Here is a 17962-nt window from a genome sequence, read left to right on the forward strand (position 1 = left end):
CGTGGCCTCTCAGATCCCCAGCTGCTTGCCGTCGCTGAGCCTGGCGATGGCGTCCGCGTCGCCCTCGAGGTCGACCCGCGCGGCGCTCTGCCGGCCGTAGAGGAACAGCAGCAGCTCGGACGGCTCACCGGTCACCGTCACCACCGGGGTGCCCCGGTGCGCGACGACCGTCTGCCCGTCGGGACGGCGCAGCACCAGACCGGTGGGGACGCCGCGGCCCATGAGACGGGCGGTGCGTTCCGTCCGGGACCACAGGGTGTCCTGGAAGACGGGGTCGAGCACCCGGGCCGTCCAGTCGGGCTGGGCGCGGCGGACGTCCTCGGTATGCACATAGAACTCGACCGTGTTCGACGCCTCGTCGAGCTGTTTGAGGGCGAAGGGGGAGAAACGCGGCGGGCCGGTGCGGATGAGCTGGAGCAGCTCCTCGTAGGGCTTCGCCGTGTACTCCTCCATCACCTTCTCCAGGCGGGAGGCGAGCTGTTTGATCAGGACCCCGCCGGCGGCGTCCGGGCGGCGCTCGCGCACCACCACGTGCGCGGCCAGGTCCCGGGTCTGCCAGCCCTCGCACAGAGTGGGGGCCTCGGGACCGAGGGCTTCCAAGAGGTCGGCGAGCAGGAGCCGTTCACGCTTGGCGAAGGTCGACATGCGATTCAGCCTACGACCGGCTCCCGCGTCCGCCCAGTGGACGCCGCGCCGTGCGTGTCAGTGGCGCGCGGCACAATGGCACCCATGAGCAGCACGCCTTCGCCCAGCAGGCCCAGCGGCCTGGACCCCGAGATCGCCGCGCGCCTCAAGCGCAGCGCCGACGGTCTCCTGCCCGCCATCGCCCAGCAGTACGACACCGGAGAGGTGCTCATGCTGGGCTGGATGGACGACGAGGCGCTGCATCGCACGCTCACCACCGGACGCTGCACCTACTGGTCGCGCAGCCGCGGTGAGTACTGGGTCAAGGGCGACACCTCCGGCCACTTCCAGTGGGTGAAGTCCGTCGCGCTGGACTGCGACGCCGACACCGTGCTGGTCAAGGTCGACCAGGTCGGCGCCGCCTGCCACACCGGCGCGCGCACCTGCTTCGACGAGGACGTGCTGCTCGGGGACGCCGGCGCGCCGGCGCGGGATCAGTAGGGTCGGCCGCCATGGACCTCGACACCTTCCGCAAGCTCGCCACCGACCGCCGCGTCGTCCCGGTCACCCGCAAGCTCCTCGCCGACGGCGACACCCCGGTCGCGCTCTACCGCAAGCTCGCCGCCGAGCGCCCCGGCACCTTCCTCCTGGAGTCCGCGGAGAACGGCCGGTCGTGGTCCCGGTACTCCTTCGTCGGCGTCCGCTCCGCCGCCACCCTGACCGAGCGCGACGGCCGGGCCCACTGGCTCGGCACCCCGCCGGTCGGCGTCCCCACCGACGGCGACCCGCTCGCCGCGCTGCGCGCCACCATCGAGGCGCTGCACACCCCGCACCAGGACGGCCTGCCGCCGTTCACCGGCGGCATGGTGGGCTATCTGGGGTACGACATCGTGCGCCGGCTGGAGAAGATCGGCCCCGGCGACCGCGACGACCTGCGGCTGCCCGAGCTGACCATGCTCCTCACCAGCGACCTCGCGGTGATGGACCACTGGGAGGGCTCGGTGCTGCTGATCGCCAACGCGATCAACCACAACGACCTGGACACCGGCGTCGACGAGGCGTACGCGGACGCGGTCGCCCGCCTCGACGCCATGGAGGCCGACCTCTCCCGCGCGGTCGCCCAGCCGCCCGCCGTGCTGCCGCCCTCCGAGCTGCCCGAGTACACCGCGCTGTGGGGCGGCCCCGACTACCAGGAGGCCGTCGAGGACATCAAGGAGCGCATCCGGGCGGGCGAGGCCTTCCAGGTGGTGCCCTCCCAGCGGTTCGAGACGCCGTGCACGGCGAGCGCGCTCGACGTCTACCGGGTCCTCAGGGCCACCAACCCGTCGCCGTACATGTACCTCTTCCGGTTCGACGGCTTCGACGTCGTCGGCTCGTCCCCCGAGGCCCTGGTCAAGGTCGAGGACGGGCAGGCCATGGTCCACCCCATCGCCGGCACCCGGCACCGCGGCGCCACCCCGCAGGAGGACCAGGCGCTCGCCGACGAACTGCTCGCCGACCCCAAGGAGCGCGCCGAGCACCTGATGCTCGTCGACCTCGGCCGCAACGACCTCGGCCGGGTCTGCGAGCCGGGCTCGGTGGAGGTCGTCGACTTCATGTCCATCGAGCGGTACTCGCACGTCATGCACATCGTCTCCACGGTCACCGGCAAGGTCGCCGCCGGCCGCACCGCGTTCGACGTGCTGACCGCCTGCTTCCCGGCGGGGACCCTCTCCGGCGCCCCGAAGCCGCGCGCGATGCAGATCATCGACGAGCTGGAGCCGTCCCGCCGCGGGCTGTACGGCGGCTGCGTCGGCTACCTCGACTTCGCGGGCGACTCCGACACCGCCATCGCCATCCGCACCGCGCTCCTGCGCGACGGCACCGCCTATGTGCAGGCGGGCGCGGGTGTCGTCGCCGACTCCGACCCGGTCGCCGAGGACAACGAGTGCCGCAACAAGGCCGCCGCGGTCCTGCGGGCCGTGCACACCGCCAACCGGCTCGGCGAGTAGGGCGCGGATCACGTCGGCCCCGGGTGACGGTTCGCCCGGGGTTCAGGCGATAGTGGAGTACGTGACTGCCCTACCGCACCCCCGAACCGAAGCCGCACGACCCGCGCGCGCCGGACGCCGGAGTCTCGCCGTGGCCCTGCTGTGCGGCGCGCTCGGCGCGGCCGTGACGCTGCTGGCCACCCGTCAGCAGTGGTCGCAGGGCACCGCGACCGTGGCCGGCGGCTCCTTCCCGCTGACCGCCAGGGGCAGTGACGTGACCGGCGTCCCGGCGGCCCTGGCCATAGTGGGCCTCGCCGCGCTCGTCGCCGTCTTCGCCGTCCGCCGCACCGGCCGCCTGCTGGTCGCGGCGCTGCTGACGCTCTCCGGCGCCGGCATCGTGGCGGCCGCCCTGCTCGGCGCCTCCGACACCGGCGCCCTCGACGAGCAGGCCGCGCGGGCCTCCGGCGACACCTCCGCCACCGTGGGCGCGCTCAGCCACACCGCGTGGCCGTACGTCGCGGCCGTCGGCGGGGCCCTGCTGCTGGTGGCGGGCCTGCTCGCGCTGCGCTACGGCCGGCTGTGGCCCGCGATGTCCGGCCGCTACGAGCGCTCCGGCGCCCCGCGCCCGCGCCGTGCCGCCCCGGCCGTCGACCCGGACCGGCCCGAGGACCTGTGGAAGGCCCTCGACCGCGGCGAGGACCCGACCGGCACCGGCCCGGCCTGACGCGAAGACCCGGTCCTTCGGGCCCCGGTCCGGATGTGGCGCATCAGACGCCACCCCCGCGCACGACGGGCATGCGCGTACGGGACAATGGACGACGAGCGTCAGGCTCACACACGTACACGGCTTCGAGGAGCAAGCAATGGCGGACAGCAGCCACGGGCACGGTCACACCCCGGCCGCCTGGACCGGTGTCATCATCTCCTTCATCGGTTTCACCGTCGCGGGTGCCTTCATGGTGATGGCGAACCCGGTGGGCTTCTGGGCGGGCATGGCCATCGTGGTCCTCGCCGGTGTCGTGGGCGGTGTGATGCGCGCGATGGGCCTGGGCATGCCGAAGGCGGAGCCCCTGAAGATGGTCCAGGGCGCCACCACGGCGAAGCGCGTCACCGCGACCCGCGAGCCGGTCGCCGTCGAGGGCTGATCCCGCGGCGCGCACCACAGCGACCTCGACGAGGGGCGGTCCGGCCGGGCCGCCCCTCGCGCGTGTCCGGGCACCGGCGGTGCACAATGCGAGGCGTGACCGCCGACACCCGCCGCACCACGCCGACCGCGGCCCGGCTGGCCGTGCCCGCCGGCCTCCTGGCGGCCGTGGCCGCCGCCTTCGCCTACGTCGGGACGGTCGACCCCAACGAGCCCGGCCACTACCCCGTCTGCCCGCTGCTGCGCCTCACCGGCCTGTACTGCCCCGGCTGCGGCGGTCTGCGCAGCGCGCACGCCGTGGTGCACGGCGATCTGGCGGCGGCCCTCCAGGCCAACGCGGTGGCGGTCGCCGGTTACGCGCTGTTCGCCGTGGTGTGGACCGTCTGGGTGGTCCGCGCGGCGCGCGGCCGGCCGCTGCGGCTCGACCTGCGGTCCGCGCATCTGTGGGCCGTCGGCGCGTTGGTGCTGGTCTTCACGGTTGTCCGGAACCTGCCGTTCGGCGGCTGGCTGCATCCTTGATCATCGAACAGGTGTCCAGGTAGTGGGACCGGCGTCAACCGGATGCGAGGCCTTCGCCCACCTCCGGATACCATCGCTATGACCATAGGTTTCGACCGACCGCTGTGACAGTCAGCCGACTGGAAGGGGGCCGCTCGCGTGAGTGTGCTCGACGAGATCATCGACGGAGTCCGTGCCGACCTCGCGGAACGGCAGGCGCGCGTCAGCCTCGACGAGCTCAAGGAGCGCGCGGCGAAGGCTCCCGCCGCCAAGGACGGGGTGGCCGCGCTCAAGGGCGACGGCGTCAAGGTGATCTGCGAGGTCAAGCGCTCCAGCCCCTCCAAGGGCGCGCTGGCCGCGATCGCCGACCCCGCCGGGCTCGCGGCGGACTACGAGGCGGGCGGCGCGGCCGTCATCTCCGTCCTCACCGAACAGCGCCGCTTCGGCGGGTCGCTCGCCGACCTGGAGGCGGTCCGCGCGCGCGTGGACATCCCCGTGCTGCGCAAGGACTTCATCGTCACCTCGTACCAGCTGTGGGAGGCCCGGGCCTACGGCGCCGACCTCGCGCTGCTGATCGTCGCCGCCCTCGACCAGTCCGCGCTGGAGTCGCTGATCGAGCGTGCGGTCTCCATCGGTCTCACCCCGCTCGTCGAGGTCCACGACGAGGAGGAGGTCGACCGCGCGGTGGACGCGGGCGCCAAGATCATCGGCGTCAACGCGCGCAATTTGAAGACCCTGGAGGTCGACCGCGGCACCTTCGAGCGGGTGGCGCCGGAGATCCCCGGAAACATCGTCAAGGTCGCCGAGTCCGGCGTGCGCGGCCCGCACGACCTGATCGCCTACGCCAACGCCGGCGCCGACGCGGTCCTGGTCGGCGAGTCGCTGGTCACCGGCAAGGACCCGCGCACGGCCGTCTCCGACCTGGTCGCGGCGGGCGAACATCCCGCATTGCGGCACGGCCGCAGCTGATCACCCGATAGAGTTGGCCCGATGACGCCCACGACGACGACCACCGACCGGTACGCCCGCCTCGCGCGCGGCTGCCGCCCGCGTGGTTGCCGCGCGCCCGCCCGCCGGGTGCACGGCCGTCGGGTGCGGTACGTCATCGGTGACGAACCCGGCCAGGTGAACGGCCGTCGATGGCAGCGCCCCCTCGGGGGCGCGGGTAACTGTGCGAGCGACCAGGGACGGCCCACGGCCGCCTGACGAGCCCCGCCCCCACGGCGTTGAGTGCATTCCACGATCACACCGTGAGGTTTTCGCATGCCCAGCCAGTTCTTCATTCCCGACCCGGAAGGGCGGACCCCGAACGCCGAGGGCTACTTCGGCGCCTTCGGCGGCAAGTTCATCCCGGAGGCCCTCGTCGCCGCCGTGGACGAGGTCGCCGTCGAGTACGACAAGGCCAAGGCCGACCCCGAGTTCGCCCGCGAGCTCGACGACCTGCTGGTGCACTACACCGGCCGGCCCAGCTCCCTCACCGAGGTGCCCCGGTTCGCCGAGCACGCCGGCGGTGCCCGGATCTTCCTCAAGCGGGAGGACCTCAACCACACCGGCTCGCACAAGATCAACAACGTGCTCGGCCAGGCCCTGCTCACCAAGCGCATGGGCAAGACCCGTGTCATCGCCGAGACCGGCGCCGGCCAGCACGGCGTCGCGACGGCGACCGCCTGCGCCCTGTTCGGCCTCGACTGCACCATCTACATGGGCGAGATCGACACCCGGCGCCAGGCCCTGAACGTGGCCCGGATGCGCATGCTCGGCGCCGAGGTCATCGCCGTGAAGTCGGGCTCGCGCACCCTCAAGGACGCCATCAACGAGGCGTTCCGCGACTGGGTCGCCAACGTCGACCACACCCACTACCTGTTCGGCACGGTCGCCGGCCCGCACCCGTTCCCGGCCATGGTCCGCGACTTCCACCGGGTCATCGGCGTCGAGGCCCGCCGCCAGCTGCTGGAGCGCGCCGGACGCCTGCCCGACGCCGCCGTCGCCTGCGTCGGCGGCGGCTCCAACGCCATCGGCCTGTTCCACGCCTTCATCCCCGACGAGTCCGTCCGCCTGATCGGCTGCGAGCCCGCCGGGCACGGCGTCGAGACCGGCGAGCACGCGGCCACCCTGACCGCCGGCGAGCCCGGCGTCCTGCACGGCTCCCGGTCCTACGTCCTCCAGGACGACGAGGGCCAGATCACCGAGCCGTACTCGATCTCGGCCGGACTGGACTACCCGGGCATCGGCCCCGAGCACTCCTACCTCAAGGACAGCGGCCGCGCCGAGTACCGCGCGGTCACCGACGACGCGGCGATGCAGGCCCTGCGGCTGCTGTCGCGCACCGAGGGCATCATCCCGGCCATCGAGAGCGCCCACGCGCTGGCCGGCGCCCTGGAGCTCGGCAAGGAGCTGGGCAAGGACGGGCTGATCGTGGTCAACCTGTCCGGCCGCGGCGACAAGGACATGGACACCGCCGCCCGCTACTTCGGCCTGTACGACACCGACGCCGAGGTCGCCGAGGACGCCTCCGGCACCGCCGAGATCGAGGGGGACGCCAAGTGAGCGGGAACATCCAGCTGTTGACCGACACCCTGGCCGCGGCGAAGGCGGAGGGCCGTTCCGCGCTCATCGCCTACCTCCCGGCCGGGTTCCCCACTGTGGACGGCGGCATCGACGCGATCAAGGCCGTCCTGGACGGCGGCGCGGACGTCGTGGAGGTCGGGCTGCCGCACAGCGACCCGGTCCTCGACGGCCCGGTCATCCAGACCGCCGACGACATCGCCCTGCGCGGCGGCGTCAGGATCGCCGACGTGATGCGCACGGTCCGCGAGGCCCACGCGGCCACCGGCAAGCCGATCCTCGTCATGACGTACTGGAACCCCATCGACCGCTACGGCGTCGAGCGGTTCACCGCCGAGCTGGCCGAGGCCGGCGGCGCTGGCTGCATCCTGCCCGACCTGCCCGTGCAGGAGTCCGCGCTGTGGCGCGAGCACGCCGAGAAGCACGGTCTCGCGACCGTCTTCGTGGTGGCGCCCAGCAGCAAGGACGCCCGCCTCGCCGAGATCACCGCGGCCGGCAGCGGCTTCGTCTACGCCGCCTCGCTGATGGGTGTCACCGGCACCCGCGAGTCGGTCGGCGCCCAGGCGCAGAACCTCGTCGAGCGCACCCGCGCCACCACCGAGCTGCCGGTCTGCGTCGGCCTCGGCGTCTCCGACGCGGCGCAGGCCGCCGAGGTGGCCGGCTTCGCCGACGGGGTCATCGTGGGCTCGGCCTTCGTCAAGCGGATCCTGGACGCCCCTGACCACGCGGCCGGCATCGAGGCCGTCCGCGCTCTCGCGGGCGAGCTGGCGAAGGGCGTGCGCCGACAGGCGTAACGGACACGATCTTCATACAGGTCGCTCGAACGGGTGGTCCTGGAGCCGGGGAGGCGCGCTGCGCCTCCCCGGTTCGTTCTGCGGATGTGAGCGAGAAGAACCGTGACGGAAAGCGCACTGCCCGGGAGCGGCTGGCGGCGGAGCGCGAGAAGCAGAAGAGCGCGGAGAAGCGGCGCCGCGCGTTGATCGTGGGCGCGAGCATCGTCTGCGTCCTGGGCCTCGCGGCGGTGATCGGCGTCGTCGCCGCCAACGCCGGCAAGGACGACGGCGACGACACCGCCGGCCCGGTGGTGGCCCCCTCGGGCGCCAACGGCGAGGACAGCCTGGTCATCCCGGTCGGCGAGAGCGGCGCCAAGTCGACGCTCACCGTCTGGGAGGACTTCCGCTGCCCGGCCTGCAAGGCCTTCGAGACGGCCTACCGGCCCACCATCCACGAGCTGTCCGAGGCCGGCCAGCTGAAGGTGGAGTACCGCCTGGCCACCATCATCGACGGCAACATGGGCGGCACCGGCTCCCAGACCGCCGCCAACGCCGCGGCCTGCGCCCAGGACGCCGGCAAGTTCGTCGACTACCACGACGTGCTGTTCGACAACCAGCCTCCCGAGACCGACGACTCCTTCTCCGAGACCGGCAAGCTCATCGAGCTGGCGGGCAAGGTCGACGGCCTCGACACACCCGCGTTCAGGAAGTGCGTCGAGGACGGCACCCACGACAGCTGGGTCGACAAGTCCGCCCAGGCCTTCAGCAGCGGCGGCTTCAGCGGCACCCCGACCGTGCTGCTCAACGGCAAGAACATCTACCAGGACCAGACGATGACGCCGGCGAAGCTGAAGCAACTGGTGCAGGAGGCCGACGCGGCGTGACGCCGGGCGCCCCGTTATGGACCCGTAGCCGGGCTGCCCGCCGCCCGGCCGGTCCGGCACGATAGCGTCGACCTTGCCATGGAACTTGCCTACATTCCCAGCCCGTCGCGCGGGGTGATCCACCTCGGACCCGTTCCGCTGCGCGGCTACGCGTTCTGCATCATCATCGGCGTCTTCGTTGCCGTCTGGCTCGGCAACAAACGCTGGATCGCCCGCGGCGGGCGGGCCGGCACGGTCGCCGACATCGCGGTCTGGGCGGTGCCGTTCGGCCTGATCGGCGGCCGGCTGTACCACGTGATCACGGACTACGAGCTGTACTTCAGCGAGGGCCGTGACTGGGTGGACGCCTTCAAGATCTGGGAGGGCGGTCTCGGCATCTGGGGCGCGATCGCGCTCGGCGCGCTGGGCGCGTGGATCGGCTGCCGCCGCCGCGGCATCCCGCTGCCCGCCTACGCCGACGCCGTCGCGCCGGGCATCGCCTTCGCACAGGCGATCGGCCGCTGGGGCAACTGGTTCAACCAGGAGCTGTACGGCAGCGAGACCGATCTGCCGTGGGCGCTGCACATCACCTCCACCGCGGACGGCCGGATGCCCGGCTACTACCACCCGACGTTCCTCTACGAGTCGTTGTGGTGCGTGGGTGTGGCGCTGCTGGTGATCTGGGCGGACCGGCGCTTCAAGCTGGGCCACGGCCGGGCGTTCGCCCTGTACGTCGCGGCGTACTGCGCGGGCCGGTTCTGGATCGAGTACATGCGTGTCGACGACGCCCACCACATCCTGGGGCTGCGTCTGAACAACTGGACCGCGCTGTTCGTCTTCCTGCTCGCGGTGGTCTACATCGTGGTGTCGGCGAAGAAGCGGCCCGGCCGCGAGGACGTGGTGGAGCCGGGCGCCCAGCCGTCGGACGGCGGCGACGAGGCCGCGGCCAAGACGGACGACGGTGACGCCGAGGACACGGACAAGACCGGGGACGCCGGCAGCGCCGAGAAGACCGGGGACGCGGCGAAGGCCGAGGACTCCGGTGACGCCGAGGGCTCCGAGGGCTCCCCTGATTCCGAGGGCTCCCGTGACGCCGAGGGCTCCCGTGACGCCGAGGGCTCCCGTGACGCCGAGGGTTCCGGCGGGTCCGGCGGGTCCGGGGCGGTGGACGAGGACGTCGTGGACGGGGCCGAGTCCGCCAAGAAGGGCTGACGAGAAGGGCTGACGCGCTTCCTGTGCCGCCGAGGGCGCCCGGAGATCTTCCGGGCGCCCTCGGCGTGTGGAGGGCGAGAGGTCAGCGGCGGCGGGCCAGGGACAGGGTCCGCTGGGCGGCCACCACCACCGCCGCGTCGATGAAGGTGCCGTCCTCCAGGGCCTGCGCGCCCCGCTCCAGGGCAGCCGCCTTCACCACCGTCTCCGCCTGCTCGATCTCCTCCGGGGTGGGGAGGTAGGACCGCTCGATGATGGGCAGTTGGCGGGGATGGATGGCGGCGCGGCCCAGGAAACCGAGGCCGCGCCCGTGGGCGCAGGAGGCGGCCAGGCCCTTCAGGTCCCGGGTGTCGGGGTGGACCGACTGGGCCGGCGGCGGCAGCCCGGCCGCGCGGGCGGCGACGATCACGCGGGAGCGCGGCCAGGCGAGACCCGCGTCGTCCCGTACCCCGAGGTCGGACCGGAGGTCGGCCTCGCCGAGGGAGATACCGCGCAGGGCCGGGTGGGCGGCGGCGATGGCGTAGGCGTTCTCGATGCCGAGGGCGGATTCCAGCAGGGCGTACAGGGCGGGGGAGCCGCTGTCGGCGGGTGCGGTGTGCTCGGCGATCCGGACGATCTGCCGCGCCGAGGTCACCTTCGGCAGCCGCAGCCCGGCCACCCCGGGCAGACCGGCCATCGCCCGGAGGTCGGCCGCCGCGAGCGGGCCGTCCAGGGCGTTGATCCGGACGTGGACCGGGACCGGCTGCGGCTCGGTGAGGAGTTCGGCGGTGGCCGCGCGGGCGTACTCCTTGCGGTCGGGGGCGACCGCGTCCTCCAGGTCGACGATCACCACGTCGGCCCCGCTGGTGAGGGCCTTGGCGACGGTCCTGGGATGGTCGCCGGGGGCGTACAGCCAGGTCAGCGGGATCACAGCGCGCCTTCCGAGCGCAGTGCCGTCAGCTCCTCGGCGGTCAGGCCGAGTTCGGTGAGGACGGTGTCGGTGTCCGCGCCGTGCGGGCGGCCGGCCCAGCGGATCGCGCCGGGGGTCGCGGAGAGCCGGAAGAGGACGTTCTGCATGCGCAGCGGGCCCAGTTCGGGGTCGTCGACGGTGGTGACGGTGTCGAGGGCGGCGTACTGCGGGTCGGTCATCACATCGCGTACGTCCTGGATCGGGGCGACGGCTGCCTCCGCCTTCTCGAAGGCCTCCAGGACCTCGGCGCGGGTGTGCCGCAGGATCCAGGAGCCGACCGCCGCGTCGAGGACGTCGGTGTGGCGGGCGCGGTCGGCGCCGGTGGCGAACCACGGTTCCTCGATCAGGTCGGGGCGGCCCACCAGCCGCATCACCCGCTCGGCGACCGACTGGGCGGAGGTGGAGACCGCGACCCAGGTGCCGTCCGCGGTGCGGTAGGTGTTGCGCGGGGCGTTGTTCTGGGAGCGGTTGCCGGTGCGCGGCTGGACGTGGCCCAGCTGGTCGTACCAGAGCGGATGCGGGCCGAGGACGGTCAGGATCGGCTCGATGATCGCCATGTCGACCACCTGGCCCTCACCGGTCCGCTCGCGGGCGGCGAGCGCGGTCATCACGGCGTACGCCGTCGCCAGCCCGGCGATGGAGTCCGCGAGGCCGAACGGCGGGAGCGTCGGCGGCGCCTCCGGTTCGCCGGTGATCGCGGCGAAACCGCTCATCGCCTCGGCGAGGGTGCCGAAACCGGGGCGGCGGGCGTACGGGCCGAACTGGCCGAAGCCGGTGACCCGGGCCAGCACCAGCCGCGGGTTCGCGGCGGACAGCTCCGGCCAGCCCAGGTCCCACTTCTCCAGGGTGCCGGGGCGGAAGTTCTCCACGACGACGTCGGCGGTGGCGGCCAGGCGCAGCAGGGTGTCACGGCCGCCGGGCTTGGACAGGTCGAGGGTGATGGTGCGCTTGTTGCGGCCGAGGAGCTTCCACCACAGGCCCACCCCGTCCTTCGACGGGCCGTGGCCGCGGGAGGGGTCGGGCCGGGTGGGGTGTTCCACCTTCACGACCTCCGCGCCGAAGTCGCCGAGCATGGTGGCGGCGAGCGGACCGGCGAAGAGGGTGGCGAGGTCGAGGACGCGCAGACCGGCCAGCGGTGCCGGGCCGAGCGGTGCCCGGTCGAGGGGTGCCGGGTCGAGGGGTGCCCGGTCGAGCGGTGCCGGGTCGAAGGGTGCCGGGTCGAGGGGTGCCTTGGTCATGAGGTGAACCGCGCCTCGATCTCCGGGCGGGTGGGCATCGAGGCCGACGCGCCCTCACGCTGCACGGACAGGGCGGCCGCCGCGCCGGCCCAGCGCAGCGCCTCCGGCATCGGGCGGCCCTCGCCGAGCGCGACGGCGAGGGCGCCGACGAAGGTGTCGCCGGCGCCGGTGGTGTCGACGGCGGTGACCCGCGGGGCGGGGACCACGAGGGGTTCGCTGCCGCGGGCGGCGTAGAGGCTGCCCGCCGCGCCCAGGGTGATCACCACCTCGGGCACCCGGTCGAGCAGCGCGGTGGCCGCCTCCCGTGGGTCGGTGATGCCGGTGAGTGCGGCGGCCTCGTGCTCGTTGGGCACCAACAGGTCGATGGCGGCCAGCAGTTCGGGTGGCAGAGGGCGGGCCGGGGCCGGGGTGAGGACGGTGCGCACGCCGTGCGCGCGGGCCGCCTCCGCTCCGGCGACGACCCCGGCCGGCGGGATCTCCAGCTGGAGCAGGAGCGCGTCGGCGGAGGCGATCACGCTCTCGTCGCCGGGGGCCAGGTGGTCGACGGTGCCGTTGGCGCCGGGGATCACCACGATCGCGTTGCCGCCCTCGTCGTCCACGACGATGTGGGCGGTGCCGGACGGGCCCTCGTTGGTGCGCAGGTGGTCGGTGTCGACTCCGGAGTGTTCGAGGGTGGAGCGCAGCCGGGTGCCGAAGCCGTCGTTGCCGACGGCGCCGATCATCGAGACGGTGGCCCCGGCGCGGGCCGCGGCGATGGCCTGGTTGGCGCCCTTGCCGCCGGGGATCGTGCGGAACTCCCGTCCCGTCACGGTCTCACCGCGCTGCGGGGCCTTCTCGACGTAGGCGACGAGATCCATGTTCGTACTGCCGAGGACGGCGATGTCGGTCATGGGCGGGTTGCCTCCTGGAGGGTGAGCTGGGCCAGGGTGTCGAAGCCGGAACCGTCGAAGCCGGCGAGGGAGGTGGCCAGGCGGTTCTTCAGCGGGGCCGTCCACCGCTCGGGCAGCGCCTCCGGGCCGCCGGCGAGCAGGCCGGCGACGCTGCCGGCCGTGGCGCCGTTGGAGTCGGTGTCCCAGCCTCCGGAGACGGCGCGGCAGATGGAGCCCGAGAAGTCGCCGTCGGCGTGGGTGAGGGCGGCGGCGATCAGGGCGGTGTTGGGGACGGCGTGCACCCAGTGACAAGTGGCGTGGACGGAGTGGAGTTCGTCCACGACCGCGTCGAAGTCGGGAGTCTGTTCGGCCAGCCGGATGGCGTGCCGGACGGCCTCGGCGAGGCGGGAGCGCGGCGGGACGACGGAGAGACCGGTGCGCAGACAGGCGTGCACGTCGTGCGTCCCGGTCGCGGCGCCGGCGATGACGGCCGCCGTGAACATGGCCGCGTAGACGCCGTTGGCGGTGTGGGTCAGGGTGGCGTCGCGGTACGCCTGGGACGCGGCGGCCGCCGGGTCGCCCGGGTTGGTCCAGCCGTGCACGTCGGCGCGGATCAGCGCGCCGATCCATTCGCGGAAGGGGTTGCGGTGGCGGGCCGCGCGCGGCGGCTCCAGGCCGGACAGGAGGTTGCGGTAGGCGATGCGCTCGGCGGTGAAGGCGCGGCCCGCGGGCAGTTCGGCCAGCCAGAGGGCGGCGACGTCGACGGTGGTGAAGTGCCGGCCGTGGCGGCTGAGCAGGAGCAGGTTGAGCAGCGGGTAGTTGAGGTCGTCGTCCTCGGGCATGCCGTCGATGTTCTCGGCGAGCGAGGTGGTGGCCGAGCGGCGGTTCCACGGGTACTTCGCGGCGAGGTCGGCGGGCAGGCCGCGGGCGGTGAAGTACGTGGTGAGCGGCCAGTTGCCGGTGGCGTGGGCGAGGAGGCGGATGCCGTCCAGGGGCAGCTTCTCCACGGGTTTGCCGAGCAGACAGCCGACGGCCCGGCCCAGCCAGGCGGCGTGCAGCCGGGGCAGCAGGCCGGCCGGGGGAGCGGGGGCCGCGGGCGGGGCGGACGGCCACTGCGGGCACAGGGAGACGATCCGCGCCAGGTCCGTCGGCTCGTGTTCGGCCAGCCTGCTGGGCAGGTCGGCCAGTTCGTCCAGCAGATCCTCCGCCAGCAGGCGCAGATAGCGCGAGGCCGGTTCGGGGGACGCGCCCGCGCGGACCGGGGCCTCGCAGCCGCCCGCCGCCTTCCAGCGTTCGGCGATCGCCGACGGCTCGCGGCCGTCCTGGACGGCCTGGCGCAGTTCGTGGCCGAGCAGGTCCTCGGGCTGGACCCAGGTCAGTCGGAGCATCCGGCGCCTCCCAGCGCGGTGAACGCCCGCTCGTGGGCGCGGCGGCGGCGTACGTCCCGGGCGAAGATCTCCCGGGCCACCTCGGTGAGGGCGCGGGCCGGTTCGTGCAGGTCCAGGCGGCTGGCCTCGGCGACCGTCTTCGCCCAGTCCTCAGGGACCGGGGAGCCGAGGGCGCCGGCGAGCGCGCCGGCCATCGTGGCGATGGAGTCGCAGTCCCGGCCGTAGTTGACCGAGCCGAGGACCGCGTGCCGGTAGTCGCCGCGGGCGACCAGCAGCATGCCGAGGGCGACGGGCAGTTCCTCGATGGCGTGCAGCCGGGACGGGCGGCGGGCGCCCAGCGAGGGGGCGCGGTAGTCGGGGCCCACCGTGTCGTACGGGGCCACCGCCTCGCGCAGCGGCACCAGGGCCGACTCGAAGTCCGAGTGGCGGGCGGCGGTCTCGCGGACCCGCTCGATCGCCGTCCGGGTGCCGTCCTTCGCCAGCGACAGACAGGTGTCGACCACGGTGTCCGGGGTGGCGTCCGGGGCGCAGGCCGCGGCCACCGCCGCCGCGAAGACCCCGGCCGCCTCCCGGCCGTACGACGACTGGTGGGCGCCCGCGACGTCCAGCGCCTCGGCGTACGCGCCTTCCGGGTTCGCCGCGTTGACCAGGCCGACCGGGGCCATGTACATCGCGGCACCGCAGTTGACGATGTTGCCGACGCCGGCCTCGCGGGGGTCGACGTGGCCGTAGTGGATCCGTGCGACGAGCCACTTCTCCGCGAGGAAGACGCGGTGCAACGGCAGCGCCTCCGCCTCCAGTTCGGGGATCCAGCGCGGGGTCGTCATCAGATCCGGCACCAGGTGGTCGGCGATCGCGTAGGCGTCCAGATGGTCGCGGACCTTCGCGTAGACCCGGACCAGGGCGTGGGTCAGCAAGGTGTCGTCGGTGACGTGGCCGTCGCCCTTGTGGTACGGGGCGATGGGGCGGGCGGTGCGCCAGTCGTCGCCGTTCCAGGGGCCGACGACACCGTGCACGCGGCCGCCGTGGCGTTCGAGGATCTGGTCGGGGGAGTAGCCCTCCACGGGGCCGCCGAGGGCGTCGCCGACGGCGGCGCCGACCAGTGCGCCGGTGATCCGTTCGGCCAGGGACTCCGCTCGGCTTTCTTCTCCTTTGGGCGTCATGCCCCGAATCATCCTCCTGGTGGGGCCGGTTGTGTGGCTTCCAGGAGTCCGGCGAGTTCCACCAGGTCGGTGTCGGTGAGCCGGGGCAGGACACAGCCGGGGAGGGTGCGGCAGGCGTCCCGCCAGGACGCCGGGATCGCCGCGCCGCCGCCGAGCGCGCCGGTCAGGGCGCCCACCAGCGCCGGCGCCGAGTCGGCGACCCGGGACAGACAGGCCGCCGCCGGGATCGCCTCGGCGACCTCGCCGTGCGCGGCGACAGCGAGCGCCAGCGCCACCGGGACGGTCTCGGCGGCGGCGATGCCGTAGCTGTAGACGTGGTCGACGATCTCGTGCTCCAGCAGCGGGATCAGCGCGAACGCGCTCTCCGCCCGCTCCGCCAGCCGAAGCGCGTGCCGGGCGTTGCGGCCGATCTCCGTCTCCGCGGGCAGCTCGGCGAGCGCGGCCGTGGCGCACGCCCGCGCGTCGGCGCCGGACAGCGCCAGCGCCACCGCCGCCGCCATCGCGCGGGCGCCGTGCACGCCGTCGCCGTCCTGGGTGTAGCGGGCGTCGAACTCGGCGAGGTCGGCGGCGCCGCGTGGGTCGCCGGAGTACGCCACGGCCAGGACGCAGGCGCGGACGCAGGCCGCGTCGTCGAAGTAGTGCGGGTTGTCGTGGCCGGTGGCGGGCGGGCGCAGACCGGCGGCGAGATTGCCCAGACCGGCCCGTACGGAGATACGGGCGCGCAGCGGGAGCACGGCGGACTCGATCTCGGGGGCGCGTTCGGCTGCCGCCGCGACCTCGCCGGCGACCGCGTTCCAGGTCAGGTCGATCGCCGCGCGCATCCGGCGGTCCCGGCTCAGGTCGCCGAGGACGCTGTCGTCGCCGGCCAGCAGCACCGCCTCCGCGGCGAACGCCGCCCACTCGGCGTCGTCGGAGGGACCCAGGCGGAGGGGTTCCGGGGGCTGGTTCAGGGCGATGGGGACGGGGAGGGTCGTCGTGGCGTTGTGCTCGGCGAAGGTGTCCAGCTCGCGGGTGAGGCGGCGGGTCCACTCGGGCATCCGGGCGGCGCGGTGGCGCGCGGCGGGCCAGCCGGCGGCGTCGCCTGCGGCGAGGCCGAGGAGCAGGCCCTCGACGCGGGTCGCTGCGCGGTGGGGCGCTGCGGGGCGGGGCGGGGCGGCCTCGGCTTCGCCTTCGGCCGGGAGGTGTTTCCCACCCGCACCGCCCGTGCGGGGTTCGATGCCGGATGCGGGTGGCCCCGGTGCGGGGTTCTCGCCGTCGGCGGGTGGGGGTGGGGGTGGGGGTTGGAGAGGCTGATCTCCGTCTGCCGGTGCCGGTGCGAGTGGCGGTGGGGTGAGCAGGGCCTGGGCGATGTCCGCGGGTGCCGGAGGGGTGAGCAGGGCCTGGGCGGTGTCCGCGGGTGCCGGTGGGGTCAGCGGGGCTTGGGCGGTGTCCGCCGGTGCCGGGGGTGTCAGCAGGGCTTGTTCCGCGTCCGCGGGGGCCGCGTCCGCGGGGGCCGCGTCCGCGGGGGCCGCGTCCGCCGGGGCCGGGGGTGTCAGGGGTGGGAGGTGGTCCGGGACGGTCGGGGTCTCGTCCCAGGGGGCCGGTGGGGTCATGCCCGCACCTCCGTCGCGTGCGGGGTCAGCAGGTCCGCCACGTCCAGGATGTGGTGGCCGGCCATCGAGGGCAGGCAGCTGCCGCGCGCCGGGCCGATGGCCGCCGCCCAGTCGGCGGGGATCGCCGAGGCGCCCTGGGTGGCGCCGGCCAGGGCGCCCGCGACGGCGGCGGTGGTGTCGGCGTCGCGGCCCATGTTGACGGCCGTCAGCACCGCCTCCTTGAAGTCGCCGTCGGCGGCGGCGTACGCGCCGAAGGCCAGCGCCACCGCCTCGGGGGCCAGGTCGGTCCAGGGGTAGCCGCCGATGACGACCGCGGAGCGGACCGCCCGCTCGCCGTGGTGGGCCACCGCCGCCGCCCGGCGCAGCGAACGGGCGGTCCAGGAGTCGTCGGGGACCACGGCGAGCGCCGAGGCGACGACGGCGGCGACCGGCGCGCCCGCCATCGCGGCCGCCACTCCCGCCGCGACCGCCTGGCCGCCGTAGATGCCCTCGCCGTCGTGGCTGACCGAGCCGTCGATCGCGACCAGGCGGGCGGCCTCGGCCGGGCGGCCCGCGGCGAAGACGCCGAAGGGGGCCGCGCGCATGGCGAGGCCGTCGCTCCAGGCGTGCCGGTGCTGGGCGGAGATGGGGGCGGCCAGGCCCCGGCGCAGGTTCTCCAGGGTGCCGCGCTCGCTGAACCCGGCACCCCGGAAGGGGCCCTCGGCGCGGTCGGCGATCCACTCGTGCCAGGCGGCCTCGACATGGGCGGGGGTGAGCGCGGAGCCGTGCCGGGCGAGCAGCAGGCCGGAGAAGATCGCGTACTCGGTGTCGTCCGTGCCGGAGGGCTTCTCGCTGACGTATCCGGTGATGCGGCCCCAGCGGGCGCGGATCTCGGACGGCTTCAGGTTCTCGGCGGGGGCGCCCAGGGCGTCGCCGACGGCGAGGCCGAGCAGTGCGCCGCGTGCCCGTCCGCGGAGTTCGGCGGCGTCCTCGGGCGCCGGGACGGAGGGAATGCAGGCGATCGATGCCATACGGGCCTCTCCTCTCAGGAGCGCCGACGACGGCGCGGAGCCCTTTGCCGGAACTGTCCCCGGTGCGGCGTCCGGCGCAGCCTCACGGACCGCAGCGTCACCCGGTC

19 protein-coding genes are annotated in these 17962 nt (G+C 74.1%); 11 read left to right on the forward strand and 8 right to left on the reverse strand.

All coding sequences use genetic code 11. From position 1 onward, the window contains the following. Positions 1 to 9: 9 nt before the first annotated feature. On the reverse strand, positions 10 to 645 hold the full coding sequence (locus ABT232_RS14175) for a TIGR03085 family metal-binding protein (protein ID WP_351839996.1): 636 nt from the start codon (positions 643 to 645) through the stop codon (positions 10 to 12). Between the two features lie 84 nt (positions 646 to 729). On the opposite strand from ABT232_RS14175, the gene hisI reads away from it, so the two are divergent. From hisI to lgt, 11 genes are all read left to right on the forward strand, one after another. Then, positions 730 to 1125 carry a phosphoribosyl-AMP cyclohydrolase gene (hisI, locus tag ABT232_RS14180; RefSeq protein WP_351839998.1) on the forward strand — a complete coding sequence of 132 codons (396 nt, stop codon included), beginning with the start codon at positions 730 to 732 and terminating at the stop codon, positions 1123 to 1125. An 11-nt stretch (positions 1126 to 1136) separates the two neighbouring features. After that, complete coding sequence (locus ABT232_RS14185; protein WP_351840000.1) at positions 1137 to 2615, forward strand: anthranilate synthase component I; 1479 nt, start codon at positions 1137 to 1139, stop codon at positions 2613 to 2615. Between the two features lie 52 nt (positions 2616 to 2667). After that, on the forward strand, positions 2668 to 3318 hold the full coding sequence (locus tag ABT232_RS14190; RefSeq protein WP_351840002.1) for a TIGR02234 family membrane protein: 651 nt from the start codon (positions 2668 to 2670) through the stop codon (positions 3316 to 3318). A 139-nt stretch (positions 3319 to 3457) separates the two neighbouring features. Beyond that, positions 3458 to 3739 (forward strand): HGxxPAAW family protein, encoded by a 282-nt coding sequence (locus ABT232_RS14195; protein WP_351840004.1) that lies wholly within the window; start codon positions 3458 to 3460, stop codon positions 3737 to 3739. An 86-nt stretch (positions 3740 to 3825) separates the two neighbouring features. Further along, positions 3826 to 4257, forward strand: coding sequence for a DUF2752 domain-containing protein (locus ABT232_RS14200; RefSeq protein WP_351840005.1), 432 nt, complete (start codon positions 3826 to 3828; stop codon positions 4255 to 4257). Between the two features lie 138 nt (positions 4258 to 4395). Continuing rightward, positions 4396 to 5205, forward strand: a complete 810-nt coding sequence (trpC, locus tag ABT232_RS14205; protein WP_351840007.1) for an indole-3-glycerol phosphate synthase TrpC — start codon at positions 4396 to 4398, stop codon at positions 5203 to 5205. Positions 5206 to 5226: 21 nt separating this feature from the next. Further along, positions 5227 to 5442, forward strand: a complete 216-nt coding sequence (trpM, locus tag ABT232_RS38450) for a tryptophan biosynthesis modulator TrpM (protein WP_450871779.1) — start codon at positions 5227 to 5229, stop codon at positions 5440 to 5442. A gap of 57 nt (positions 5443 to 5499) precedes the next feature. Continuing rightward, positions 5500 to 6783: a tryptophan synthase subunit beta gene (gene trpB / locus ABT232_RS14210; protein WP_351840009.1), complete on the forward strand. Its 1284-nt coding sequence runs from the start codon at positions 5500 to 5502 to the stop codon at positions 6781 to 6783. After that, positions 6780 to 7595 (forward strand): tryptophan synthase subunit alpha, encoded by an 816-nt coding sequence (gene trpA, locus ABT232_RS14215; protein WP_351840011.1) that lies wholly within the window; start codon positions 6780 to 6782, stop codon positions 7593 to 7595. The genes trpB and trpA overlap by 4 nt, the downstream gene beginning before the upstream one ends. Positions 7596 to 7681: 86 nt before the next feature. After that, positions 7682 to 8458, forward strand: a complete 777-nt coding sequence (locus tag ABT232_RS14220; protein WP_351840013.1) for a DsbA family protein — start codon at positions 7682 to 7684, stop codon at positions 8456 to 8458. Positions 8459 to 8536: 78 nt separating this feature from the next. Then, positions 8537 to 9649: a prolipoprotein diacylglyceryl transferase gene (lgt, locus tag ABT232_RS14225; RefSeq protein WP_351840014.1), complete on the forward strand. Its 1113-nt coding sequence runs from the start codon at positions 8537 to 8539 to the stop codon at positions 9647 to 9649. Between the two features lie 82 nt (positions 9650 to 9731). Here lgt and ABT232_RS14230 read toward each other — a convergent pair whose 3' ends face one another. The 7 genes from ABT232_RS14230 to ABT232_RS14260 are packed head-to-tail and all read right to left on the reverse strand — an operon-like array spanning position 9732 to position 17855. After that, positions 9732 to 10556: an HpcH/HpaI aldolase/citrate lyase family protein gene (locus tag ABT232_RS14230; RefSeq protein WP_351840016.1), complete on the reverse strand. Its 825-nt coding sequence runs from the start codon at positions 10554 to 10556 to the stop codon at positions 9732 to 9734. Continuing rightward, positions 10553 to 11833 (reverse strand): CaiB/BaiF CoA transferase family protein, encoded by a 1281-nt coding sequence (locus ABT232_RS14235; protein WP_351840018.1) that lies wholly within the window; start codon positions 11831 to 11833, stop codon positions 10553 to 10555. The genes ABT232_RS14230 and ABT232_RS14235 overlap by 4 nt, the downstream gene beginning before the upstream one ends. Beyond that, on the reverse strand, positions 11830 to 12723 hold the full coding sequence (rbsK, locus tag ABT232_RS14240; protein ID WP_351840019.1) for a ribokinase: 894 nt from the start codon (positions 12721 to 12723) through the stop codon (positions 11830 to 11832). Before rbsK ends, ABT232_RS14235 begins: the two co-directional genes overlap by 4 nt. Next, entirely contained in the window at positions 12720 to 14090 is a 1371-nt protein-coding gene (locus ABT232_RS14245; RefSeq protein WP_351840021.1) for an ADP-ribosylglycohydrolase family protein, read from the reverse strand. The genes rbsK and ABT232_RS14245 overlap by 4 nt, the downstream gene beginning before the upstream one ends. After that, complete coding sequence (locus ABT232_RS14250; RefSeq protein ID WP_351840022.1) at positions 14078 to 15253, reverse strand: ADP-ribosylglycohydrolase family protein; 1176 nt, start codon at positions 15251 to 15253, stop codon at positions 14078 to 14080. The genes ABT232_RS14245 and ABT232_RS14250 overlap by 13 nt, the downstream gene beginning before the upstream one ends. A gap of 8 nt (positions 15254 to 15261) precedes the next feature. Beyond that, on the reverse strand, positions 15262 to 16845 hold the full coding sequence (locus ABT232_RS14255) for an ADP-ribosylglycohydrolase family protein (RefSeq protein WP_351840024.1): 1584 nt from the start codon (positions 16843 to 16845) through the stop codon (positions 15262 to 15264). After that, on the reverse strand, positions 16842 to 17855 hold the full coding sequence (locus ABT232_RS14260) for an ADP-ribosylglycohydrolase family protein (protein ID WP_351840026.1): 1014 nt from the start codon (positions 17853 to 17855) through the stop codon (positions 16842 to 16844). The genes ABT232_RS14255 and ABT232_RS14260 overlap by 4 nt, the downstream gene beginning before the upstream one ends. Positions 17856 to 17962 lie beyond the last annotated feature (107 nt).

Origin of the sequence: Streptomyces sp. NPDC001532, assembly GCF_040298625.1 — a bacterium.
Lineage (GTDB): Bacteria > Actinomycetota > Actinomycetes > Streptomycetales > Streptomycetaceae > Streptomyces.